A 24717-nucleotide genomic window follows, 5' to 3' on the forward strand; every position below is an offset into this window, starting at 1 on the left:
TTATCTACATTTAATGAAATCAGAAAAACTTATTAGCCTTCCATGGGAAATGATGGCACAGTAACCTTAGCTTTAAAAATGTCCCCATCAATTTCAATACTGAGATTTCCTCCTTGAATCTCTAGGATGCTTTTAGCAATGGAAAGTCCTAGTCCCGATCCTTCAGTAGTCCTTGACTCATCTCCCCTTTTAAATCTTTCAAATATTTCTTCTTCGTCAAAATTCATTTCATAAGAGGCTACATTTTTCATGATTATGATTATTTTAGAATTCTCCTCTATTAACTCAATATATACCCTAGTTTTAGGAAGCGCGTATTTTAATATGTTATTTATAAGATTTTCAAATACTCTCCAAGTCTTTTTCCCATCTAAATTAGCATAAACCTTTTCTTTAGGCATCTTTAACTTAAACGTTAAAAACGAATTGTTAATTTTCTCATCTAGTTCTGCTAAGGCTTGCTGCAAAAGTGCAGTTACATCTACTTTTTCTATATCAAGTTCCACCGCGCCACTAGCCATCTTAGAAGCTTCAAATAAGTCATCTATAAGTATCTTAAGTCTCTGAGATTTTCTATCTAATACTTCTATATACCCTTGTGCTTCTTCCTTCGCTATGCCTTCTTTTTTTAACAAATCAACGTAATTTATAATGGAAGTAAGTGGAGTTTTTAAATCATGAGACACATTAGTTATGAGTTCAGACTTAAGCCTTTCACTTTTCATCTCATTTTCTAGAGATTTTTTGAAAGAAGCCTTCATATTGTTTATATTATGGGCTATTCTAAAAAATTCTCTGTTCCCTTTTTCTTCCACAACGTAATCGAACTTTCCAGAAACTATTTCTTCCGTTCCTTTTATAAGTTTATATAAGAATCCACTTATCTTAAATATATAGAATAACATAATAATTACGTAACAAAGTATATATACCATTAATATTATTCCAGAAGCTGACTGTGCATTTCTCAAAGTAGGTAGACCAATTGAAGCCACTCCAAGTAATATAGTAAGTATAATAGCACCTATTACTTTAAACTTAGTTCTTTGAGCTATAGATCTATCTTTTATAGTAGTTTTTAATCTATGAAACAGGCATCTTTTTATCTCTACTCTAAAATCTTCTTTATTTCTTATTAAATTAAATATCACCCTTACATTAAAAATAAAGTAGACTATATAAACTGCTATTAGAGTCAGTATATAAATTTGCTTAAAATTATATGGTTTGTAGAAAAATCCAACATTATCTGTGTATACATTTATTATAAATGTATATACAACAAATATAAGTATCCTCAAATCGAAGGGTAGATTGTTGATCCTCTTTGATAGCTTTTGAATAAAATACATTTCTTCGTAGTTTTTCTTTAATATATATATTAACATGATAAATCCTATAATAAATGACACAACGCCTATTATTGCCTCTTTAATAATTCTTTGTCCTATAGAATTATAATAAACATAATTCTTATATATATAACTACTGTGATCTATGTCCTTTGGAATAATAAAATATACTTCTGTCCCATTACCTGTAGCCCACTGATTTATTGAGAATAATTCATCATAATTATTTAATAATTGTTTAGGAAATTTTATACTGTACAATGAATTATTTTTTACATATAAATCTATATCTGAAACATTTGCAATATTAGTATCTATAATATTGTTATTCCCTCTTGTTATGAAGTATTTTATTATACTTTTTTCCTTTACAGCGTTTTTAATATTCTCATATTCTTTAGTTTTATATGCCGCTATTTCCTTTTTCATATCCTCTAAAGTTTTTGTATTTTCCTTTTTAAGTTTATCAAGCTCTTCATTTTTTGTATATATTATCTTGCTTAGCTTACCTTTATTACCTTCTTTTTCTGCTGCTAATATATCATATTTATACTTATTGTTTATTTCATCTTCCTTATTCCTCAAGCCAGAATCATACACCATTTTAGATGACATTAGCTCTGTTTCTGTAACCTTTTCATCATCTGATTTCTGTGAATAATCTTTATATACACCATTAAGTGCTTGCATATTCTTAAAATAACCAACCAATTCATTTTTAAAATTTGAACTAGTGAAATAGGAATCCGATCCTATATATTCACTGTTTTTTATAAAGTCTCTTGCTGTCAAGGCTGCAAGTCCAAACATATATACACATATAATAAAAGCTACAATATATACATATTTATTTTTCGATTTTGTAGCCAATACCCCACACCACCTTTAAGTATTTAGGTTCCTTTGGATTTATCTCTATCTTCTCTCTTATTCTCCTTATATGAACTGACACAGTATTTTCTCCATTATAAAATGTTTCTTCCCAAACTCTTTCATATATTTCTTCAATTGAAAATACCCTTCCCTTATTTGTCATTAAAAGTTCTAATATCTTATATTCAATGGCTGTAAGTCTTATTTCTTTTTCATCCACTGTTACCATTTTTGAGTCTTTATTTAATATAAGTCCACGTACATTTATCTCATCTTCTCGTTCTTTATAATTGCCAAGGTTTGTATACCTTCTCAGCCCAGATTTAACTCTAGCTATAAGTTCCATTGGATTAAAAGGCTTTGTAATATAATCATCCGCACCTATATTAAGCCCTAATATTTTATCCGTATCTTCTGATTTAGCTGAAAGCATTATTATTGGAATGTTTTTATTTTCCCTGATTTTAAAGGTAGCTTTAATTCCATCCATTCGAGGCATCATTATATCCATTAATATAAGGTGAATTTCTTTTTCCTTCAAAACCTCCAGTGCTTCTATACCATCTACAGCATGAAATACTGTTATTCCTTCATTTTTTAAATATATTTCAATGGCTTCCCTAATTTCATATTCATCATCTACAATTAAAACGTTAAACTTAGTCATACTAATCACCCCTTGGCTATATTATATATGTTAATAAAGCAACTTTACAACCAAGATTTTCTCATAAAGAATGAAAAAGCATCTTTAGTAGCACCATTGGATTTAGTTATAACATTTATATTCCGAATGTGATAAACTTTACCCTCATAATCTTTTGCTTGATTATCACATATATAGGCATAGTCGTAATTTCCCTCCTTTACCCATTTCATAAATACATATGTATGACTTGGAAAGCCACTCCTATCATCTGTGGTGAAACATATATCTCCAGGCTTTAAGTTTTCATAATCCTTTTGTTTTTTAAATCCCTTTTCCTTAAGTACAGATATAAATTGTGATGTATTGCTTGTTTCCTTGGGCACATTAAAATTGTTTCTCCTTAGGACTTCTGACATAAAATAAACACAGGTATTTTTTGAACTACCCTGATTTAATTCTATGGCTGCATCATAGGCTTCTATTCGATTTCCTTTATCCTCTAGAAAATTATATATATTCTTATTTAAGGATAGATTTCCTGCTTGAGTATATGAATTAGTATTTGTTGAAAATATTATTGCTATACTTGTTATTATTAGAACAATTACAATTAGACTTGCTTTTCTCATTTGATTTCCCTCCTAAATAACTAGCTATAAGTAATTATACAGGGTACTTTTTACAAAATACTCATCATAATTCTTACAACTTTATTAAGAAAATCTAAAACTGCTCTAATAACAGCAAAGCCGCCATCATAAACTCAGATAGCGGCTTTAAATCTATTTAATACCCTTTTTATTTGTTAGTAATATATATTTTGATCATGGTACCACAAAAATATTACTCTTTATTGCGAATATATTTAAGACTTATACTTGGATTGCTAGTTTTTGTTGATCTAATCTCAAAATTTTTTAAGGATGCTACAAAAGGTGTCAGCTTTGCATAACCATAATTTCTAGTATCAAAATCAGGATACCTCTTATTAAGAGTGCTACCTAGTTCTCCTAAAAATGCCCAACCATCTTCATCTGAAATCTCAGTTATAATAGTTTTTATAGCCTCTACTAATTTACCAGAACTTATCATACCACCTTTTGATTCTTCTTGTGTTTGTGCTCCTTTAATAGTCGTTGTTTCAGTATGCTTTGGCGCCATTGAAGCTAATACTTCAAGATATTTAAACTTTTCACAAGCTGAAATGAAAGGTTTTGGAGTTTTCTTTTCTCCCATACCAATAACATACATACCGGCTTCGCGAAGGCGAGCTGCTAGTTTAGTAAAATCACTATCACTCGATACAATGCAAAATCCATCAACATTATTTGAATAGAGTATATCCATAGCATCTATTATAAGGGCTGCATCCGTGGAATTTTTGCCTGTGGTATAACTATATTGTTGTATTGGACTAATAGAATAATTAAGCAATACATTCTTCCATGAAGCTAGTTGAGGTTTGGTCCAATCGCCATAAATTCTTTTATATGTAGGTGTTCCATGATTTGAAATTTCGTCAATTATATACCTTATATATTTTTCAGATACATTGTCAGCATCAATCAAAACTGCAATTTTCTTATCCTTTTCCATCTTTATCTCCTTTACACCTTAATGTCTTTAAATTATTTTTTAATAAATCTATTAACTCATTATTTTAAAATAACATACTAAGTATAACATTCTACAAAATTCCAAATATTCCTTCTATATTTCAATAATTAACTATTAACCTGGTTTTAAACTTCGCTACCCGTTTCATCTGTTCGCTTTGTTATAATCTTTATTAAAAATAGTTTAATTATACCAGCAATAGGTACAGATAAAAGCATTCCAATTATACCTGCTAAACTTCCCCCGATAGTTATTGCCATGATTATGAAAATCGGGTGTAGACCCATGCTATCTCCTACAATTTTTGGTGATATAACTGCACCATCAAGTTGTTGAACCGCAAGAAGCAAAAGCACTGCCCATAGAGCTTGAATAGGATTTGGGCTAAGAATACCCACAATAATTGCTGGAATACAACCAATTAGTGGACCAACATAAGGTATAATATTGGCAATACCTGCTGTAAATCCAATAAGAATAGCAAAATCAATGCCTACAAAAGACAGTCCAATACTGCTAAGTAATCCAACTATTAAACCATCAAGGAGCTGTCCTCTTATAAACCTAGATACAATATAATTAATTTCAAAAAGAGTTTTATTAAGTCTCTTAAATCTACTTTCCTTCATTATAAGGCTCACAGAATTCAAGTATAGCTTTCTAAAAAATTCATAGTCCTTTAATAAATAAAAGGAAATAAACAAACCAATAAAACTGTTTACAATGCTGTTGCTTATACCTGCAAATAGTTTAATTGTACTATCTATAGAAAGTGATAAATATGAGTATACCTGCTTTATAGCTTCTGATAAATACCCCTTTATATCGAGGGAGAAACCACTTTGCGTGATTTTTCTGTTAATATAATCATAGAGCTCATTATAGCGTTTTATATAATCACTAATAGTTGCGAACATAACTGATAAGGTTTCATTGTGACTAATTTGTCCACCAATCATTGCATAGATACTATAAATAAGTATAATAAATAATAAAATCACTACTAAGTATGTTAGTATAATGCTAATCAAATGGGGCTTATATTTAAGTTTTAAGTGATTAACAAGAAAAGCATTTATAATCTTTGATAATGGATATAATAGATAAGCAATTATACAACCAATAATGAGTGGAGAAATCATTGAAAATAAAGAATTGATCGTACTAGTAATATTGCTAAAAACCTCTTTGAAATTAAATACTATATTATAGCTTATAAAAATCAAGGTTGCCGTGAGGGCAACATATAGTACATACTTAAGATACTTTCTGTCTAATCTGTTTTTCATGATTATATCCCCCTTAGTAATTAATTATCTTTGCATTTGTCATATTTATTAATACAAATAAAAAAGCCCGTAGAACAATAAACTGTCCCACAGGTGTATAATTTTAATCCTATTGCCATTTAGGTCCAACTTCACGAACTTTTTTACAAGTTCATCACCTGCTCAGTTTGTACTGTTATTTATATACAATACAAAGAGATTCCCTTAAATTTATCATACAAGGCTATTATATGTCAATATTTTTATTTTTTGTATATGACTTATATTAAAACCTTTGATATACCTGAATATCCGCTTAAATACATCATTGGTGGGTAGTACATTTGAAAATCGAGTATATCCCCTAATTTAATTTCACTATCACAATCTTCAATATCTATAATTAAGTGATCTGAACTACTTCCTATAGTTTTAACACCTTGTTTTTGTGGGATTAGCTTATCGTGTAAGCCAAAGTCCTGTTTTCCCACTGCAAGTAACGCCCTTTTTCTTATTCCTTTATCCTCATAGGTTGGTTTATTTCCAAAAGCATCAATAAATACTTTCCCAATAGGATGTGTAGGCTTATCTTTTATTTCCACAACCTGAGCTTTTAGCACAAAAGTATCTTTATGCATATGTTTCATATCATATCCCCTGAACTCCTCTAAATCTTGTGCCAATAGTATCCCCTCGCCTATTCTTAAATTATTTACTCTTTCAGGCATTTTCCCATCTATTATTAAAGGTATTGAACTTGTAGCACCTCCGGAAATCATCTCTAGTCTCCTGTTTATTTTACTCTCAATTATTTCAGCAATATTACAAAGTCTTCCTAAATTCTCTTCTGTAGGAATTATTGCCCCATAACAACCTAAGTTTGTTCCTACTCCATATAACTCTATATTCTCAAGATTATTTTCTACATATTCCGCTAAATCAATGAATTCGTTTTCATTAAAGACGCCTTCTCTTAAATCTCCAAGGTCAAGCATTAAAACCACCTTATGTTTTTTGCCTTGTAATTCACATTCTTTTTCAATCATATTCAATGTTTCTATTTCAGAATTTAGACTAAGATCAGCATATTGTACCAATTCTTTTATTTCACTAAACATTGGAATTCTAATCATCATAAAAGGTTTCTCTATTCCATATTCCTTTAGTTTAATTATTTGGTCCATTCTTGAACTTGCTATATATGTACACCCTGCATGTGCGAACTGTTCTGCAACCTCTGGTATTGCATTAAACCCCTTAACTACTCCAGCAATGCTTATCCCCTGAGCGCTACATAAACCCACCATGTATTCAATATTTTCGCGTACCTTTTTTAAACTTATTTCTAATATTGGATATTTAATACTTTGATAAGTTTTTTGTTTCATACCAATTCCCCCTAAAATATTTTATGTTTAGAATATATTTCCTAGGTTTTAAATAAGTTTTTAATATGAACTTAATCCTCTTAACTTATCCACATTATAACCCATAATAGGAATAATTTAAATAAGCCATCCAAAATGTATATACATCATCTCAACTGGTTAATTAATTTAAAAATGGATTAATTCATTACAAGCATATGCAAATCAATGCTCATCGTTTGATTTTGTTATAACATTAGAATACTTTTTCACCTCCTCATGAGCATTTTCTACTGCTACACCAAATCCAGAGTTTTTTATCATATCTAAATCATTAAGGTTATCCCCTATTGCCATTTTATTTGACTAAATTAGAAATATAATATAGACTAAATATGCAAGACGAATCTTGCGTCTTTATTCAGAAGAATAATTTTTTATAGTAAAAATTTATTATTAAAATTTAATAACTATTAAAATTAAACCACGAAGGTTTCGACTCTTTTCTTTTTTGAAGAAGGAGCTGAATTTTCGTGTTTTTTGCGTTTTTTATGTTATTTAGGAGAGGATAGAATGTTATGAATAATGTGATTTACATAGAAAAAAAAATAGTACAGTTCATTTTGGTTATATTTCTGCTGTCTATCATTGTCTTTTACATGGCAAGGTTATCACCTGGAGATCCTTTAATGTCTTATTATGGCGAAAGCGTTGAAAGGATGAATACTACACAAAAACTGGATGCAATGAAAAAGCTCGGATTAAACGACCCTATATATAGGCAATATATTAGCTGGTTAGCAAATGCGACTCATGGTGAATATGGTATATCTTATAAATATAAACAGAACGTTACGACAGTAATTAAAGATGTTTATATAAATACAGTTATACTAGGGGGTCTTTCTTATATATTAACCTTTTTATTTGCTCTACTTTTAGGAATTTTTTGCACCTTACATGAGGACAAGCTCATAGATAAAGTTATTTGCAAAATAGGTGTTATAACCACTTGTATTCCATCGTTTTGGGTATCGCTTATACTGATTTTAATTTTTAGTATTAATTTAGAGATATTACCTTCAAGTGGTGCCTATGGGCTGGGGCAATCCAGCAACATTGGAAGTAGAGTAGAGCATCTTCTACTTCCTTTAATTGTTCTGATATTGAGTCACCTTTGGTATTACACATACATGATTAGAAATAAATTAGTAGAAGAAATCAGACAAGATTATGTGTTATTATGCAAAGTTAAGGGTTTAAGTAAAAAGAAAATTTTATATAAACATTGTTTAAAAAATATTATGCCATCTTATATTAGTATTATGTCAATATCCGTTTCTCATATTTTAGGAGGAACTTATGTGGCAGAAAAAGTTTTTTCTTATCCTGGACTTGGCTCTCTATCCTTTGAGAGCGCTAAATATCATGATTATAATATGCTGATGGTACTTTGCTTAATAACAGGGATACTGGTGGTTTTCGTAAATATGCTAGCACAAGTAATTAACGATAAAATAGATCCAAGAATGAAACATGATCGGGGTGAGAGTTGTTGGAACGACAACATAGGGACTTTAAAATAGTTGGAGAAAATTATATTCCAGAGAAAGTAAAAGTACCTGAAAGAAAAAACTTAAAAAAACATATAAAAGAAAGACCTTATATCTCAATAGGAATGTTACTTACAATCATCCTTGGATGTATTTTTTACGGGATAATAACGAAAGTTGATCCTTCTTATATGGACCTAGGTAATATTAATGTAGCTCCTAACAGCACCTTTTACTTCGGTACAGATTCTTTAGGAAGAAATATTTTTACTATGATTTGGTATGGCGGTAGAATCTCTTTATTTATTGGGGTATTAGCTACGATCATATCAACTACAATCGCAATTGTATATGGAAGCCTCAGTGGTGTTGCATCTGAATTATTAGATGATATAATGATGAGATTTACCGAAATCGCACTTAGTATACCATCAATTTTGACCATAATTTTCATTCAAGCAATGATAGGAGAAGCAAATCCAGTATCTCTCTCCATTGTAATTGGGCTAACTAGTTGGATGAACATTTCTAAAATTGTACGAAGTGAAGTAAGGCAAATTAGAAATAGTGAATACATTTTAGCAGCAAAATGTGCTGGAGGTAAATTCTTTTATATTTTAAAAAGGCATCTGCTACCAAATTTCATTTCATCAATAATGTTTATGGTGGTTATTAATATCGGAAGCGCCATTTCAATAGAATCAACTTTGAGCTTTTTAGGGATTGGTCTTCCACTTGAAATTATTTCATGGGGTAGTATGCTCTCCCTTTCGGAAAAAGCATTGTTATCAAATTACTGGTGGATTATCTTGATTCCTGGTATATTTTTAGTGGTTACATTGGTTTGCATAACAAATATAGGAAACTATGTGAGGAAGAAAAACAATAAAGAATTTAGTAATTTATAAATTTATAAAATAATAAATATTAAGGAGAAAAATTATGCAATTAAAAAAACGAATGATTTTAGGAGTGGCGCTGATTATGAGCATGGCTTTATTAGTAGGCTGTGGTGGTGATAGTGATGCTGATAAGAAAGCAACATCGAATGAAAAGGTTTTAGTTTATGGAAGTGGGGATTATTCAAGTATCAATCCCGCATTATATGAACATGGAGAAATTAATTCCCTGATTTTTAGTGGCCTTACGACTCATGACAAAAACAACAAGATTGTTCCAGGACTTGCAAAAAGTTGGAAATATGATAAAGCTGCAAAAACATATACTTTTACATTAAGAAATGATGTAAAATGGCATGACAATGAACCTTTTTCGGCAGAGGATGTGAAGTTTACTTTAGATACAATTATAAATCCTAAAAATGCTTCAGAAATAGCCTCCAACTATGAAGATATTACCAAGATTAAAGTGGTAGACAAGACTACGTTAAAAATAACTTTAAAGGCACCAAATATCGCAATGCTGGATTATTTGACGATTGGTATTTTACCTAAGCACCTCTTAGAAGGAAAAGATATTGCAACAGATAAATTTAATCAATTTCCAATCGGAACTGGTCCATTTAAAATGGAGAGCTGGGATAAAGGACAAAGCATTACTCTTGTAAAAAATAAAGATTTCTATGTAAAAGAACCACAAATTGATAAAGTAGTCTTTAAAATTATAGAGGATACAAAGGCAAGAGCCCTGCAATTAAAATCAGGAGAATTGGATTTAGCGCAGGTTACACCACATGATGCTGGTCAATTTCAAAATAATAAGGAGCTTGTTATCTATGATATGAAAACATCAGACTACAGAGGAATTATGTATAATTTTAATAGTCCCTTATTTAAGTTAAATCCAGAATTACCTAATGCCTTAAGTTATGCTATTGATCGATTAGCTATTTTGGACAGTGTTCTATTAGGACAGGGGAAAGTAGCATATTCACCACTTCAGGCCGGAGAATATAACAACCCTGATATGAAAAAATTTGATTATAATCCTAAAAAAGCGAAGCAAGAGCTTGAAAAGGCGGGCTGGAAGCTTGGCAAGGACAAAATATATGAAAAGAACAATAAGAAAATATCATTTACTGTCAACTGCAATGAAGGAGACCAGGTTAGAGTTGATATGGCAAACGTCTGTGCACAACAGTTTAAAGCAATTGGGGTTGATATGAAGGTTGTGATGCAGGCAAAAATCGATTGGGAGAATCAAGACGCATTCCTGATTGGGTGGGGAAGTCCATTTGATCCGGACGATCACACTTATAAAGTGTTTGTAACAGGTAAAGGTAGTAATTTTAACAGCTATTCAAATGCCAAAGTTGATGCGTTATTACAGAAAGCAAGAGAAACTGATGTCGAAGCTGAGAGATCAAAATATTACAAAGAATTCCAAATCGAATTAGCTAAAGATATGCCATATACATTTATAACATACATCGATGCATTATATGTTTCAAAGCCTAATATAAAAGGGGTTACCCCAGAAACAGTATTAGGTCACCACGGCGTCGGAATATTCTGGAATATTACAGAGTGGACAATTCAGTAGGAAATTAAAAAAAATAAAGAGAAACACAATGGTGCCATAATGTTCCTTTGTGGTTTTTAATGACTAGGAGCGAATATGGACAATTTGTTAGAAGTAAATAATTTAGTCGTAAGCTTTTCAACTAAAGCGGGTGAAGTGAAGGTGGTTAGAGATGTTTCTTTTTCTCTGAAAAAAGGAGAAGTTTTAGCGATACTTGGAGAATCAGGATCTGGAAAAACAGTATTATGTAAAAGCATTTTACGCATACTTCCCGAAAATGGCTGTATAAAAAGTGGAGAAGTTATTCTTAATGGGGAGAACATAACAAATTTATCGGAAAAATCTATGAATAAGGTGAGAGGCAAGGACATATCTATGGTATTTCAAAATTCTACGACTTCTTTAAATCCCACTATGTCTATTGGCAAACAGATCATGGAAGCGGTACTGATTCATCAAAAAATTAGCAAAAGGGAAGCAAAAGTGAAAAGCATAGAATTGATGGAACTTGTTGGGATAGATCATGCAGAAAAAAGATTTAATCAGTATCCGTATCATTTCTCTGGAGGAATGATACAACGAAGTGTTATTGCAATAGCACTGGCCTGTAGCCCTGAAGTATTAATTGCTGATGAACCAACCACTGCTTTAGATGTGACTATCCAAGCACAAATATTAGAGCTTATTCAAGAGTTACAAGTAAAAACTGGGATATCAATCATATTTATCACGCATGATTTAGGTGTTGTTGCAAATATTGCCCAAAGAATTGCAATTATGTATGCAGGTAAAATTGTCGAGATTGGTACAGCTAAAGATATCTTTTACGATCCAAGGCATCCCTATACTTGGGGATTAATGTCTTCTTTACCTAAAATTCATTCTGATGAGGAATTTTTGAATTTCATACCAGGAATGCCCCCTAATTTATTGGACCCGCCAAAGGGTGATGCTTTTTCGGTGAGAAACAAATATGCTTTGAAGATGGATTATCTAGCTGAACCACCAATGTTTAAAATCAGTGATACACATAGTGCTGCAACTTGGCTTTTACACAAAGATGCCCCAAAAATAAATCCCCCATTAAATTTGAGAAATGTGGAGTGATATGAAATGAAAAACGAAAAAATATTAGAAGTTAGAAATTTAAAGCAATATTTCAAATTAGATAGAAATACTTTGATTAAAGCAGTTGATGATATATCTTTTGGGATTTATAAAGGAGAAATATTTGGCTTGGTGGGTGAATCTGGCTCAGGCAAATCAACTACTGGCAGAAGCATTATTAATATTCATAAGCCAACAGAGGGAGAAATCTATTATAGAGGAAATCTTATTTCAGATCCTAAGATTTACAGAGCTCAAAAAAGACTTATAAATAGAAATATGCAAATTATATTTCAAGATTCAACATCATCTCTAAATTCACGAATGACTATAAAAGAAATTATTGAGGAGCCTCTTATAATCCAAAAAATGTATAGGAAGAAAGAAGAGCGCATGGAGAAAGTTTATAAGCTTATGAATTTAGTAGGCCTTGATAAAATCTATAAGGACTATTATCCATTTGAATGCTCAGGTGGACAGAGGCAACGTGTAGGAATTGCACGAGCACTTAGTCTTGATCCCGAATTCATCATTGCTGATGAACCGATTGCATCTTTAGATGTTTCAATTCAAGCTCAAATTATCAATTTATTTAAAAAGCTTCAAAGAGAAAATGGTATGACATGTTTATTTATTTCACATGACTTAGCAATGGTAAGGTATGTCTGCAACCGAGTAGGTGTTATGTATCATGGAAAAATTGTTGAACTCGCTGAAACTTGCGAATTATATCGCAATCCAATTCATCCTTATACTAAGGCATTGTTTTCATCAATACTTGTCCCTGATCCAGATTGTGCAGAAAATAGAAACCGTATCAAGTATAACCCGATTATAGATGATCATTTAGAAGAAAAAAGTCAGTTGGTAGAAGTATCAGAAGGTCATTTTATATATTGTTGCATTTAACTTTATCCAATGATATTCTTAATTGATAAACTCGTTATCTAATTTGTATATCTATTTTGGATATTATTTTTTTATTTTTTGCTATTTATTATAATACTAATTGAAGATACCGCAGTAAGGGAGGTTATTTTAAATGAATAAACTATTATTTCAAGCAAGCAATCTTATTTACAAATCCAATTTAACTTATAATGATGTAAAAGTTCAAAAGGGCATGATTAATTTTATTGTTGGGGAGAGTGGATGTGGTAAAAGCACTTTTTTCAAACTATTAAACCAATCTATAAATCCAACATCTGGTGAATTATTATATAAAGGTACCCCCATTGGCGCATATGACCCTATTACTCTAAGACGTGAGGTAAGCCTAGTTTCTCAGGATGTTTTTCTTTTTGATGAGAGCATAATAGACAATTTTAAAACCTTTTATTCACTAAGACAAAAAACTATGCCTAGCTTAGACTATATTGCCTACATAACCGAGCTTTGCTGTGTAAATGTTCCACTTGACCAAAATACATCTACCCTTTCTGGTGGAGAACGACAAAGAGTTTATATATCAATTTTTTTATCATTATGCCCTGAGGTTATATTACTCGACGAGCCAACCTCTGCTTTAGATGAGACGACCAGCCATAAAGTAATGGAAAATATAATAAATTTCTGCAAAACTAAAAATATTGAAATTGTAATTGTAAGCCACAATAAAACTATTGTTGATGAGTTTTGTGAAAATAAAATTGAAATAGTTAAGGAGGCATAAATATGAAAGGAGCAGTACAGCTAAGTATCTTCCAGTTTTCACTTATTTATTTACTTCTAATTATAGTGCTCATAATTATGAAAAAATCAAAGGTTAATCAAACAAAACTTCTTTTAGTTGCAAGTTTAAGAATGACAGTTCAACTTGTGATTGTGGGTTACATACTTCAATATGTCTTTAGTAATCCAAAGCCTATATTTACTATAATTTTTTTGATAATTATGATAGTATTTTCTATTCATAGAGTAATTAAAAGTAAAAAAGACTTAAATCACAATTTCAAAATTGCAATAGGAGCTTCTTTAACATTTTCGGGACTTTTTATTCTAGTCTTTTTTGTAACTGTAGTTGTTGGTAAATCCATATTCAATCCTCAATACACTATACCTTTAGCTGGTATGATTATTGGCAACTCTATGACGGGAGTAAACATTGCAATAAAAACCTTTATGGATGATATCAGCAAAGAAAAAAATAAAATTAATACTTTACTCAATTTAGGAGTAGAACCTAAAGATATTTTAAAGCCCTTTGCTAATAATGCTTTAGAAACCGCCTTAATTCCTACGATGAATTCCATGCTAGGAATGGGAATAATTTTTTTACCAGGAATGATGACAGGACAAATGTTATCAGGTACATTACCTACCACAGCAATTATGTACCAAATAGCCATTATGATTGCAGTCTGTACTTCTGTTTGTATAACAGTTTTTTTATCCCTCAACTTAGGTTATAAGTCCTTATATAATAATAAAAAACAATTCTTATAGTTTTAATGACAACTTGTAGAAGATGATTTAATTATAAAAGCTGTGAATTTAATTTCACAGCTTTTATAATTAAATTTTTTAAGAATTATTTCTCTCTTTGCAGCTGGTATCAACTGTGTAACTTTGAATCATATTTCCTGAGAATTGAACAGATTTGCCAAACAAATTCTTTTATTCGATACAATTCACTCTCGCGGCTGACAGTCCTCCACTCTATGCAGTAGTCCATCAGCCAATATTCAAGTTTACTAGCCAGTTCATACGGAGTATCCAGCGAATGTACATCCTGACCGTACTCGCGTTCTTTAATGATTAGCGTCAATTCCTGCATCAGTGCTACACCACGAGCAGCAAGATAATACTCTAGCATTTCTTCTTGGCGGTCTGCATAAGAACCACTATCATTTTGTTTAAGGCAATTAATGATTTCGCTGCATTTAGTAACTGCGCCCTTAAGCTGATTCTCTGAAACCAACATCATTTCATTTTTAGCTTTTTCATATAGCGAAGTTCCACGATCATTGTAGGTCTGATTGTACACCTTATAATCCCTGAAAAATGCCAGATCATTAAAAGTGATTATATCTTGACGAGAAAGTTCACGTAGCATTCCCACCAATTTTTTTCCACGATCTTCATATTCAACCAGTGAAATAGCCTTATCTATAGCACTAAAATCCCTGTCGTCATCAACGTTCCAACCCTGTGCTGCACCATAAATCATGCAGGGAATGGCGAGCGCCGGCATATTAATATGGCCGCAATCCCCCCAGTCTGTATTCAAAAATCCAACTGCATGATACTGATCACCTAGCTTTGCCATCTCCCTTATATTAGTAAAACTCATGTCATATGCATTCACCAACCTACTGTAACCTGATACACTAGGACATACATACTGCTTTAAACCATTGTCCGCAAAAATTTTAACAACTTCTTCCTTAGCACCATAATTGTAATACCAGTTAAGGCAGGTAACTTGCGAATTAAGTTTACCCATCTGTTCGTGATGATTCTGCAGAATATCACCCCAAATCATTACCTTTTTACCCTTGCTTTGAAGATATTCCACTAACCTATTCACATAAGAAAGATACATCTCTCCGTAAACCATTCCCTTTGCCATAGGAGCACTCTTCCCCTTACCCAAATCAAATGTTTCATCGCAACAAATATTTATTTTATCACTGCGAAACAATGGCATGTATTGGTCAAGAATGCCTGTGATAAGAGCAAAACTATCGGGGTCAGACACATTAATGATATGGTATCTCATACGGTTATACCAAGTAAATGCCTCACCCTGACCGGTATTCATTTCTCTGTATTTGCCAAAGCTCTCTGAACGGAGTAAATCATACAAATGTCCAAAGGATGCTATGCAAGGTACCAGTTCAATGCCTCTTTTATTGCAGTAACAATCTAGTTCCAAAATTTCTTCCGGAGTAAAAGGATCTGTCTGCGACCAAATTTCCTCAAATCCATCTAGTCGTAAACAGTTTTCCATATACAGTTGAAGTTGATTGATTTTATACAAGGACAACCGATCAACCAGTACTTTCAAACTGTTCATAGTAGGCACCCTTCCGCGGCTAACATCAAGCATATATCCTCTGTTTGAATAAGATGGTTCATCTTCAATATCTGTGCATCCAATTTCCGCACGTGATATCTTGCATATCTGAATTAGCGTAGCTACTCCATACAGGAATCCGCGGCTTGAACAGGCGGTAATTGTAATTTTATTTGATCTCACACTCAGCATGTAAGCTTCTTTTCTTGTATCTATATTGTCATATTTAAAGCAAATGCAGTTTTCATAAAGATTCCCTGCACTCCGTAATACTTTTTTAATAGGAAGGGTAATTGCGATAACCTTTTTAATTTCCTGTTGTAACAGCTTTGCTGTTTCCAAATCATTGTCATCCATTGCCACATCTAACACAATGGCAGTATTGTGACTTATCAAAAATAACCCTTCCCTCTCTGTAATCTTGCGTGGCAATGGGATCAAATACATTCCAATTCCCCCTTTTTATATTGTAATCTTTTGTATTAAATCATCACCTGAGGTGCTGCAATATTAATGACTTCAGAAGGAGATTTATACTCCCACATTACTAAAATATAAAAAAATATATATATACTATTATACACGTATATAACTTTAATGTGATGATTACGAACATGTATTACAACAAAAAACCTGCAGTTAAAATATAAACTGCAGGTTTTATTATTTACTATTTTTCCTTAGCTTCTCTTACCCATTCATGATGGAATGTCCCCCCTTTGTCCACTCTCTCAAAGGTATGGGCACCAAAATAATCTCTTTGTGCCTGAAGTAAATTTGCTGGTAGCTTTGCACTTCTATAACTGTCATAATACATTAACGCACTAGAAAATCCTGGAACTGGAACACCTAAATTTACAGCTGTGGATACTACGAATCGCCAATCCTTTTGATAACTACTAATAATATTTTTGAAATAAGAATCTAACATTAGATTTTTAATATTAGCATTATTTTCATAGGCAACGCTAATTTTGTTAAGGAATTGAGCGCGAATAATACACCCACCTCTAAATATTTTAGCAATTTCACCATATTTAAGGTCCCAATCATATTCTACTGCTGCAGCTTTCATAAGCGCGAATCCCTGTGCATAGGAACATATTTTACTTGTATAAAGCGCTCTTCTTACGGATTCTATAAATTCATTTATATCTCCTTCAAATAATTCATCTGGTCCTTTTAGTATATTACTTGCCAACACTCGTTCATCTTTTACTTTCGAAATGCAACGTGCAAAAACAGCCTCTGTTATTGTAGGTATTGGCAGCGCTAAATCTAGAGCGCTTTGACTAGTCCATTTCCCGGTCCCCTTTTGGCTTGCTTTATCTAAAATAATATCAACCATGTGCTTTCCGGACTCATTATCTTTTTGTGCAAATATTTCACTAGTTATCTCCATTAAATAACTATTCAGCTCACCTTTATTCCACTGCGCAAACACATCATGAATTTTATCATTAGAAAGTCCAATAGCTCCTTTTAAAAGTGCATATGCTTCACAAATAAGCTGCATGTCTGCATACTCTATGCCATTATGAACCATCTTTACATAATGTCCTGCCCCATTTGCTCCAATGTAAGTACAACACGATTCTCCATCTACTTTTGCAGATATAGCTGTTAAAATTGGTTCTACTATTTTATAAGCATCAATCTGACCTCCTGGCATAATTGCTGGGCCTTTTAAAGCTCCTTCTTCTCCTCCTGAAACTCCTGCCCCTATAAATTTAAAACCCAACTCTTCAAGTTTTTTGCTTCTACGTATTGTGTCCACAAAAAATGAATTTCCGCCATCAATTACTATGTCACCCTTTGATATATATGGTATTAATTCTTCTATTGCCTCATCCACAGGCTTTCCTGCTTTAATCATAATCAATATTTTTCTCGGAATTTCAATAGAGTTCACGAACTCTTCTATGGAGTATGTGCCCACAATATTTTTTTCTTTCGCCTCTATCAATAACTCATCAGTGGCAATTTTACTTCGATCATAAACTGAAACAGATAACCCTCTGCTTTCAACGTTTATTGCCAAATTTTTACCCATTACACCAACGCCTATAACTCCAAATTGCTGTTTATTCATAAACTAAATTCCTCCTTTTAAAACTATTAAGGAGAAGAACAGCTTCTCCTATATAAAACTTTATTATACAATCATATTTAGTAATAGAACCATAACTAACCCAACCACAGAGATTATAGTTTCTAATACTGTCCAGGATTTTAATGTTTCTGGTATTGATAGATTAAAATATTCTTTAAACATCCAAAACCCAGGATCGTTAACATGTGAAAATATTAAGCTTCCTGCACCTGTAGCTAATACCATAAGTTCTGGACTAGCACCTGTTGCTACAATTAATGGTCCAACTATACCTGCGGCTGTAAGTCCAGCCACTGTCGCAGATCCTAATGCTATTCTCAAGGTTGCTGCAATTAACCATGCAAGCAAAAGTGGTGACATGCTTGATCCTTTCATAATTAGGGCAACATAATCTGCAACTCCACTATCTACTAAAACCTGTTTGAAGGCTCCGCCTCCACCTATTATTAATAGTATCATAGCTATTGCCGCTATAGATTCAGTTACAGTTTTCATCACTTCAGGCATTTTTTTGCCCCTGTTTAGTCCAAAAGTGAATATAGCCAAAAGTACAGCTAAAAGTAATGCTATTACTGGATCACCTAAGAATGTAGTATAACTTAATATAGGTGATGTTTTTGGTAAACAAATAGTAGCAACAGCTCTTGTTGCCATAAGTATTACTGGCACTAAAGCCGTAAATACACTTACTCCAAAACTAGGCATTTCTTCTTCCGTAAATATCTTAGGGTTAAATAATCCTTTTGGTATATCATGTTCCATATGCTTTAAGAACTTCGTAAGTACAGGGCCTGCAAGAATTACCGCAGGTATAGAAACCACAATACCATAAAGCAATGTCTTACCTAAATCGGCTTTATAAATAGCTGCTATAGCTGTAGGACCTGGATGTGGTGGTAAAAATCCATGAGTTGCTGAAAGAGCTGCTGCCATTGGAACTCCTATATATAAAAGTGGGATATCAGCAGCTACTGCAATTGTAAATACTAGTGGTATTAAAAGTACAAAACCTATTTCATAGAATAAAGCCATACCAACTATAAACCCTGTCATTACAACTGCCAATTGAATTCTCTTTTTCCCAAATTTATCAATTAATGTAATGGCTATTCTTTGGGCTCCACCACTGTCTGCCATGAGCTTACCAAGCATAGCACCAAATCCAAGTACTAATGCAAGTGTACCTAATGTACCACCAACGCCCTTTGTAATAGAAGCTACAACATCAGGCAATGGCATACCTTCCAAAATACCTACTGATAGTGCCACAATAATTAATGACAAGAAACCATTTAATTTAAAAGCTATCATAAGAACTAATAATAACACAACTCCTAAAGCAACAATTAATAATGGCATAATAAAATCCCCCTCTTATTTTTGTAATAAACCAATACTTACAAACTCGTCTTTTAATTTTACGTACAATCTTTCATATATTTCGAAAGTTTTCATGTAAACTTCATGATTTTTTATATTTGGTTTAAATATTTGAGAAATAGGGACTAGCTTTTCTACCTCTTCTATATTATTTATAAGTCCTATTGCCTTCATACCAAGTACTACCGCTCCCAAACAGGAACTTTCATAGCTTTCTGCTATTACTACTTTTTTATTAAATACATCTGCTAACATTTGAACCCAAAGCTCAGATCTAACAAAGCCTCCAGTAGCATAAATTGTATCAATATTACCAGTTGTCTCCTCTAAAGCTTTTCCCACACTATAAACACCAAATATCACACCTTCCAGAAGTGCTCTTAGGAAGTGTTCCCTTTTATGTGTAATGTTTATCCCAAAGAAAACACCCTTTGAGTTTGCATCCCAATGCGGCGCTCTCTCTCCAAGAAGATAAGGCAAAAATATCAAACCATTTGCTCCTGCCGGTACCTTAGATGCTTCCTTTGTTAATAATTCATAAGTATCAACACCTAACTCCTTAGCTTGCGTAAGTTCTAAATGCGAAAAATTATCCCTGAACCATCTAAAAATAATTCCTCCATTATTAACAGGACCTCCAAGAACAAAATGGTCTTCAGTAAGGATATAACTAAAAATCCTTTCACTCTCATCATTTTTTGGTTTATCTGTTATTATTCTTATAGCTCCACTAGTTCCGATTGTAACTGCGGCATCTCCAGGTTTTACAGCATTAGCGCCAAGGTTAGCAAGGCACCCATCGCTTCCCCCAATTACAAAGGCTGTTTCTCTGTCAATTCCCATTAAATCTGCATATTTTTTATCCATACCTTTAAATACTTGCATTGGGGATACCGGTGTAGATAACTTTTCCTTGCTTATACCTGCAACTTCTAATGAATTTTTATTCCATTGGAGTTCATAAATATCAAACAAACCTGTAGCAGATGCAATTGAATAATCCACAACATACTTATGAAATAGTTTAAAGAAAACATACTCTTTAATTGAAATAAATTTACTTGTATTTTTAAATACTTCCTTCATATTATCTTTCATCCATGCCAGTTTACAAAGTGGTGACATTGGATGAATAGGGGTGCCCGTTTTCATATAAATTTCATGACCTATTTTGCTATTTTTTATACTCTGCGAATATTCTGTACTTCTGGTATCTGCCCAAATAATACAATCAGTTAATTTATCTCCATTTTCATTTACAGCAATTATACCGTGCATAGCAGCGCTGAAACTAACACCAAGAAGTTTATTTCCTTTGTTAGTGTTTTCAGTTACTACACATTTAATGGAATTAATAACTGCCTCAAACATCTCCTCAGGACATTGCTCACTCCAAGAAGGTTTAGGGTTTAAAATAGGATAACCTATATTGCATTTTGAAATTACGTTTCCCAACAAATTAAATGCAATTGCTTTAGTACTACTTGTTCCAATATCTAGTCCAATTAAATATTCCATGACATCCCCCTTTGAAATAATTTTTCTTTTTTTCTTAAATGACTGTATAATAGCTATTTTATGAAAATTATTCTCTTTTTTATTATTATATTATAATGTAAAGGTTTAATCAAGCATTCCTTGAAAATATTTTTCATTATTACGCAAAAAAATACACTCCTATTGAGTGTATGAAAATTATTTTAATTATATTCCCGAAGGAAAGTCTCCTACTCCTATAAGGGAGTTCCGTGTTATAATAAAAATAAAACTTCAGTGGGAGTGTAAACCTCCTTCTGAAGTCATTAATATTGAGCTTAGCAGAAGATGATTTAATATCTCTTGTTTGCTATAGCTTCCCTTATCTGCCCTAAAACCTTATAATAATTATCTTTATCCTTTAGACAAGTACCAACAAACATACAATCTATAAGTGATAATGCACTAATCCTTGACTCCATAGCCTCACTTCTTGATAGATTTTCTTTACCATAAGATACGAGAACCACATCTGATACCTTCAATATGGGAGATTTATAATTTGAAGTTATAGATATAATTTTCACTCCTTTTTCCTTTGCAATTCTCAAATTTTCTACTAATTCTATATTACTTCCGGTATTTGAAATAGCTATTATACAGTCATTTTCATCATACATGGAGCTTACCATAGCTTGAAAATGGGAATCATCATGAAATATACAGTACTTCCCTGTTCTCATAAACTTATGATATGCATCAAGAGCTATTGCCGCAGAACCACCCATACCAAAGAAAGCTATTCTTTTTGCATTATGAATATATCCTATAGCTTTATCTAATTCCTTATCGTCGTTTATTCTTAAAGTTTCATTAAGCGAACTTATTGTGGAATTAAATATCTTTTGCATTAAAACCAAGGTATCATCATTCTCTTTTATTTCCTCATGTATATTCACAATAGGTTTTACAATTTCACTAGCAATACTTATCTTTAAATCCTGATATCCTTTAAACCCCAATTTTTTACTAAGTCTAAATACCGTAGCTTCCCCACATTTACAATTTTCAGCTAGCTCAGTTATAGATGAATGAATAATATCCTTTGGATTTTTAAGTATGTATTCTCCAACTCTTTTTTCCGTTCCTTTAAGTTCTGAATATATATTTCTTAATCTTTCTATACCGCCTATGTCATTCATAATATTACCACCTAACAGTATTTTTGACTTTATTTTAACATTAAACCATATATAGTATCAACATTTTTAAATCACAACGAGTTTATTTATGTATTATATTTGCTAATAGAAAAAGGGACTGCCTTTTCTATTGTTTTTAGGACAGTCCTATAATAATTTTGCTATATTTAGTGAATAAACTAGATTGCCTATTTACTATCTTACAGTATAGTTGAATTCATCAGATACTGTAATACCTGCATCATTAACAAGTTCTGCCTTATACACATAGGTTCCTCTTGCTTTCCCTTTAAATGATACGGAATCCGTTTGGGCATTTAATCCACTTACTACTAATGGTTTAGTTGAAATTAGTACTCCATTCTCATATAGCCTCCAAGAAGTACCATTTTCTCCCCACCACATGTTCATAATTATTTTATACTCCGAACCACCGTCCCAGTTATCTTGAGTTAAGCTTGGTTTAGCTGGCAATGTGCCCACTACTTTTGGAACGGTTACTGATACTTTATTAGATATAAGCGGTAATATTCCATCGCTTACTACTACTGTATATTCATAAGTACCTGGCGTTTTATCTATACTATCATATGCTATTGTTTGTGTTGTAGTTTTTCCTGCTACTAATGTGCCCGTTGTTATCGTCTTCGCATTTTCCATTATAGTATATGAAGTTGCGGTATTATTAGCTGGTACTGTTGCTGTTAGTTTATATGCTCCATTGCTTACCACTCCTGCTGTTAAAGTTGCTGCTTGTAGTTTATTTACTACTGGTGGTAACACTATTACACTTACTTGATTTGATGTAATGGTTTTGGTTCCATCAGAAAGTTCTACTGTGTAATCATATGTTCCTGGTTTTTTGTTAACAACTTGCTGAGTTAATGTTACTTCTGAGGTTTGAGGCGTTATTATACCAGTTGCAATTACTCCTGTCTTATCTATAAATTTATATGTACTAGCTGTATTATATCCTGGCACTTTAGCCGTCAATGTAAAGCTACCATCAGCTACTGCACTTGATGAAATAACTGCTTCCTTTAAGGAATAAACTGGATTGACTATTTCATCAAAATATGCGCGATAATTAGTTGAAAACTCATAATTACTTTTAGCATCCCAATTAACTGACCAAGTCATTAAACCTCGAAATCCTGGATAACCTTTTGCGTTTGAAATCGTATATTTACCTCCAAAAGGAATTCCTTTTGTTATATAATCTAATGCCTTTTTCATTTCTGTAGGATTTATATAACCACCGCTTGGAGCTGCTGAAGGACATGATGGTAATCCTATCATCACTTGATCTTCTCTTAATGCAGGAAATCTATTGTTAGGATTTCCTGCTATTGGAAATCCATAAAGTAACATATCTGCCATAGCCACTTCATAATCAGCTGTACCTTGATTGTAAGTTACACCATCCATTCCAGCTCCACTGCCAGCATTGTAATGTTGCACATGGATATAAGTTAATTTATCTTTTACACCATAAATAATTGGTAAGTAAGCACCCCAAATGTTTCCATAATAAGTATATCCACCTTGAACGTATGCAGTTTCAGGCGCCATACTTAATATGAAATCGGGACCATAGTGATCCGAAATAGTTCTTAATCCCGCAATAAGATTTACAATTTGTGGTGTGCTTGGATTTTTAAAATCAGTATCTCCGCCATTCATCGAAATGCCTGATTCTAGATCAACATCAACTCCATCAAAACCATATTTATCTATTACAGCTTCCACAGAATTAATAAATTTTTGTTTTGCAGTAGCATCAGGTAATAATACTACACCATTTTGTCCACCTATTGAAAGTACAACTTTCTTTCCCTTACTTTGCAGATATGCGATGTCAGACTTAAATTCTGACTCTGTGCCATAGCAAGGCGAAAATTCAACTACAGCCCGATCTGCACTTGTTTCACCAAAAGATATATTTAAAATATCCCATTTAGTTGAAACATCTCTAAGTTTAATAATTCCTGTTCCATTATCAAAGTTATGCCAATACCCTACAAGTAATTTTTCACCAGAGATTGGTTTTGCTACGGGCACTATTGCTGATATTTTATTTGATATTTCTTTAATCGTTTTAGCCTCTACATTTGATGTTATCCCTACAGCTACGATTAGCATTAGTGCTGCCATAGTTATACATGAAATAATTTTAGTTCCTTTCATTAATAATCCTCCTAACATATTTGTAACTAGTTGCCTTGGTGGATTCAAATCGACCCGCTTACTAATAGAAAAAG

The 24717-nt window shown here is 32.4% G+C and carries 20 protein-coding genes and 1 riboswitch; of the genes, 7 read left to right on the forward strand and 13 right to left on the reverse strand.

Going from position 1 to position 24717, the window contains the following annotated elements; genetic code table 11:
• Nucleotides 1-32 precede the first annotated feature (32 nt).
• The 7 genes from ACWJJ7_RS06975 to ACWJJ7_RS07005 form a co-directional block, all read right to left on the reverse strand.
• Nucleotides 33-2222, reverse strand: a complete 2190-nt coding sequence (locus tag ACWJJ7_RS06975; protein WP_462964524.1) for a sensor histidine kinase — start codon at nucleotides 2220-2222, stop codon at nucleotides 33-35.
• Nucleotides 2200-2892, reverse strand: a complete 693-nt coding sequence (locus ACWJJ7_RS06980; protein WP_462964525.1) for a response regulator transcription factor — start codon at nucleotides 2890-2892, stop codon at nucleotides 2200-2202. Before ACWJJ7_RS06980 ends, ACWJJ7_RS06975 begins: the two co-directional genes overlap by 23 nt.
• Before the next feature lie 44 nt (nucleotides 2893-2936).
• The gene (locus ACWJJ7_RS06985) at nucleotides 2937-3503 is read right to left on the reverse strand and encodes a hypothetical protein (protein ID WP_462964526.1); all 567 of its coding nucleotides are present in this window, start codon (nucleotides 3501-3503) and stop codon (nucleotides 2937-2939) included.
• A gap of 214 nt (nucleotides 3504-3717) precedes the next feature.
• Nucleotides 3718-4470 carry an NYN domain-containing protein gene (locus ACWJJ7_RS06990; protein WP_462964527.1) on the reverse strand — a complete coding sequence of 251 codons (753 nt, stop codon included), beginning with the start codon at nucleotides 4468-4470 and terminating at the stop codon, nucleotides 3718-3720.
• Between the two features lie 146 nt (nucleotides 4471-4616).
• The gene (locus ACWJJ7_RS06995) at nucleotides 4617-5780 is read right to left on the reverse strand and encodes an AI-2E family transporter (RefSeq protein ID WP_462964528.1); all 1164 of its coding nucleotides are present in this window, start codon (nucleotides 5778-5780) and stop codon (nucleotides 4617-4619) included.
• A gap of 80 nt (nucleotides 5781-5860) precedes the next feature.
• Nucleotides 5861-5956: riboswitch (NiCo riboswitch) on the reverse strand.
• Nucleotides 5957-6040: 84 nt separating this feature from the next.
• The gene (locus ACWJJ7_RS07000; RefSeq protein ID WP_462964529.1) at nucleotides 6041-7147 is read right to left on the reverse strand and encodes an alanine racemase; all 1107 of its coding nucleotides are present in this window, start codon (nucleotides 7145-7147) and stop codon (nucleotides 6041-6043) included.
• A gap of 204 nt (nucleotides 7148-7351) precedes the next feature.
• On the reverse strand, nucleotides 7352-7483 hold the full coding sequence (locus tag ACWJJ7_RS07005; protein WP_462964530.1) for an HAD family hydrolase: 132 nt from the start codon (nucleotides 7481-7483) through the stop codon (nucleotides 7352-7354).
• Nucleotides 7484-7704: 221 nt separating this feature from the next.
• On the opposite strand from ACWJJ7_RS07005, the gene ACWJJ7_RS07010 reads away from it, so the two are divergent.
• The 7 genes from ACWJJ7_RS07010 to ACWJJ7_RS07040 all read left to right on the forward strand — a co-directional run bounded on the left by ACWJJ7_RS07010 (nucleotide 7705) and on the right by ACWJJ7_RS07040 (nucleotide 14712).
• On the forward strand, nucleotides 7705-8712 hold the full coding sequence (locus ACWJJ7_RS07010) for an ABC transporter permease (RefSeq protein WP_462964531.1): 1008 nt from the start codon (nucleotides 7705-7707) through the stop codon (nucleotides 8710-8712).
• On the forward strand, nucleotides 8682-9587 hold the full coding sequence (locus ACWJJ7_RS07015; RefSeq protein WP_462964532.1) for an ABC transporter permease: 906 nt from the start codon (nucleotides 8682-8684) through the stop codon (nucleotides 9585-9587). The genes ACWJJ7_RS07010 and ACWJJ7_RS07015 overlap by 31 nt, the downstream gene beginning before the upstream one ends.
• 34 nt (nucleotides 9588-9621) lie before the next feature.
• On the forward strand, nucleotides 9622-11181 hold the full coding sequence (locus tag ACWJJ7_RS07020) for an ABC transporter substrate-binding protein (RefSeq protein WP_462964533.1): 1560 nt from the start codon (nucleotides 9622-9624) through the stop codon (nucleotides 11179-11181).
• 75 nt (nucleotides 11182-11256) lie between these two features.
• The gene (locus tag ACWJJ7_RS07025; RefSeq protein ID WP_462964534.1) at nucleotides 11257-12267 is read left to right on the forward strand and encodes an ABC transporter ATP-binding protein; all 1011 of its coding nucleotides are present in this window, start codon (nucleotides 11257-11259) and stop codon (nucleotides 12265-12267) included.
• Nucleotides 12268-12273: 6 nt separating this feature from the next.
• On the forward strand, nucleotides 12274-13176 hold the full coding sequence (locus ACWJJ7_RS07030; protein ID WP_462964535.1) for an ATP-binding cassette domain-containing protein: 903 nt from the start codon (nucleotides 12274-12276) through the stop codon (nucleotides 13174-13176).
• Between the two features lie 133 nt (nucleotides 13177-13309).
• A complete protein-coding gene (locus ACWJJ7_RS07035; RefSeq protein WP_462964536.1) occupies nucleotides 13310-13939 on the forward strand; it encodes an ABC transporter ATP-binding protein in 630 nt (209 codons plus the stop codon).
• A 2-nt stretch (nucleotides 13940-13941) separates the two neighbouring features.
• Complete coding sequence (locus ACWJJ7_RS07040) at nucleotides 13942-14712, forward strand: ABC transporter permease (protein ID WP_462964537.1); 771 nt, start codon at nucleotides 13942-13944, stop codon at nucleotides 14710-14712.
• A 109-nt stretch (nucleotides 14713-14821) separates the two neighbouring features.
• Here the strand turns inward: ACWJJ7_RS07040 and ACWJJ7_RS07045 are convergent, their stop codons facing one another.
• From ACWJJ7_RS07045 to ACWJJ7_RS07070, 6 genes are all read right to left on the reverse strand, one after another.
• A complete protein-coding gene (locus ACWJJ7_RS07045) occupies nucleotides 14822-16732 on the reverse strand; it encodes a family 20 glycosylhydrolase (RefSeq protein ID WP_462964538.1) in 1911 nt (636 codons plus the stop codon).
• A 223-nt stretch (nucleotides 16733-16955) separates the two neighbouring features.
• A complete protein-coding gene (gene gndA, locus ACWJJ7_RS07050; RefSeq protein ID WP_462964539.1) occupies nucleotides 16956-18377 on the reverse strand; it encodes an NADP-dependent phosphogluconate dehydrogenase in 1422 nt (473 codons plus the stop codon).
• Nucleotides 18378-18440: 63 nt separating this feature from the next.
• Nucleotides 18441-19757 (reverse strand): gluconate:H+ symporter, encoded by a 1317-nt coding sequence (locus tag ACWJJ7_RS07055; protein WP_462964540.1) that lies wholly within the window; start codon nucleotides 19755-19757, stop codon nucleotides 18441-18443.
• Between the two features lie 15 nt (nucleotides 19758-19772).
• On the reverse strand, nucleotides 19773-21296 hold the full coding sequence (gene gntK / locus ACWJJ7_RS07060; protein ID WP_462964541.1) for a gluconokinase: 1524 nt from the start codon (nucleotides 21294-21296) through the stop codon (nucleotides 19773-19775).
• A gap of 311 nt (nucleotides 21297-21607) precedes the next feature.
• The gene (locus ACWJJ7_RS07065; RefSeq protein WP_165413935.1) at nucleotides 21608-22456 is read right to left on the reverse strand and encodes a MurR/RpiR family transcriptional regulator; all 849 of its coding nucleotides are present in this window, start codon (nucleotides 22454-22456) and stop codon (nucleotides 21608-21610) included.
• A 195-nt stretch (nucleotides 22457-22651) separates the two neighbouring features.
• Entirely contained in the window at nucleotides 22652-24643 is a 1992-nt protein-coding gene (locus tag ACWJJ7_RS07070; protein ID WP_462964542.1) for a glycosyl hydrolase family 18 protein, read from the reverse strand.
• Nucleotides 24644-24717 lie beyond the last annotated feature (74 nt).

Source organism: Clostridium sp. CM042 (assembly GCF_055080995.1).

Excerpts from the sequence above, each read along its gene's own strand:
- ACWJJ7_RS06980 (WP_462964525.1), bottom strand. The coding sequence starts at position 2,892 with ATGACTAAGTTTAACGTTTTAATTGTAGATGATGAATATGAAATTAGG.
- ACWJJ7_RS06985 (WP_462964526.1), bottom strand. The coding sequence starts at position 3,503 with ATGAGAAAAGCAAGTCTAATTGTAATTGTTCTAATAATAACAAGTATA.
- ACWJJ7_RS06990 (WP_462964527.1), bottom strand. The coding sequence starts at position 4,470 with ATGGAAAAGGATAAGAAAATTGCAGTTTTGATTGATGCTGACAATGTA.
- ACWJJ7_RS06995 (WP_462964528.1), bottom strand. The coding sequence starts at position 5,780 with ATGAAAAACAGATTAGACAGAAAGTATCTTAAGTATGTACTATATGTT.
- ACWJJ7_RS07000 (WP_462964529.1), bottom strand. The coding sequence starts at position 7,147 with ATGAAACAAAAAACTTATCAAAGTATTAAATATCCAATATTAGAAATA.
- ACWJJ7_RS07005 (WP_462964530.1), bottom strand. The coding sequence starts at position 7,483 with ATGGCAATAGGGGATAACCTTAATGATTTAGATATGATAAAAAACTCT.
- ACWJJ7_RS07010 (WP_462964531.1), top strand. The coding sequence starts at position 7,705 with ATGAATAATGTGATTTACATAGAAAAAAAAATAGTACAGTTCATTTTG.
- ACWJJ7_RS07020 (WP_462964533.1), top strand. The coding sequence starts at position 9,622 with ATGCAATTAAAAAAACGAATGATTTTAGGAGTGGCGCTGATTATGAGC.
- ACWJJ7_RS07025 (WP_462964534.1), top strand. The coding sequence starts at position 11,257 with ATGGACAATTTGTTAGAAGTAAATAATTTAGTCGTAAGCTTTTCAACT.
- ACWJJ7_RS07030 (WP_462964535.1), top strand. The coding sequence starts at position 12,274 with ATGAAAAACGAAAAAATATTAGAAGTTAGAAATTTAAAGCAATATTTC.
- ACWJJ7_RS07035 (WP_462964536.1), top strand. The coding sequence starts at position 13,310 with ATGAATAAACTATTATTTCAAGCAAGCAATCTTATTTACAAATCCAAT.
- ACWJJ7_RS07040 (WP_462964537.1), top strand. The coding sequence starts at position 13,942 with ATGAAAGGAGCAGTACAGCTAAGTATCTTCCAGTTTTCACTTATTTAT.
- ACWJJ7_RS07045 (WP_462964538.1), bottom strand. The coding sequence starts at position 16,732 with ATGTATTTGATCCCATTGCCACGCAAGATTACAGAGAGGGAAGGGTTA.
- gndA (WP_462964539.1), bottom strand. The coding sequence starts at position 18,377 with ATGAATAAACAGCAATTTGGAGTTATAGGCGTTGGTGTAATGGGTAAA.
- ACWJJ7_RS07055 (WP_462964540.1), bottom strand. The coding sequence starts at position 19,757 with ATGCCATTATTAATTGTTGCTTTAGGAGTTGTGTTATTATTAGTTCTT.
- gntK (WP_462964541.1), bottom strand. The coding sequence starts at position 21,296 with ATGGAATATTTAATTGGACTAGATATTGGAACAAGTAGTACTAAAGCA.
- ACWJJ7_RS07065 (WP_165413935.1), bottom strand. The coding sequence starts at position 22,456 with ATGAATGACATAGGCGGTATAGAAAGATTAAGAAATATATATTCAGAA.
- ACWJJ7_RS07070 (WP_462964542.1), bottom strand. The coding sequence starts at position 24,643 with ATGAAAGGAACTAAAATTATTTCATGTATAACTATGGCAGCACTAATG.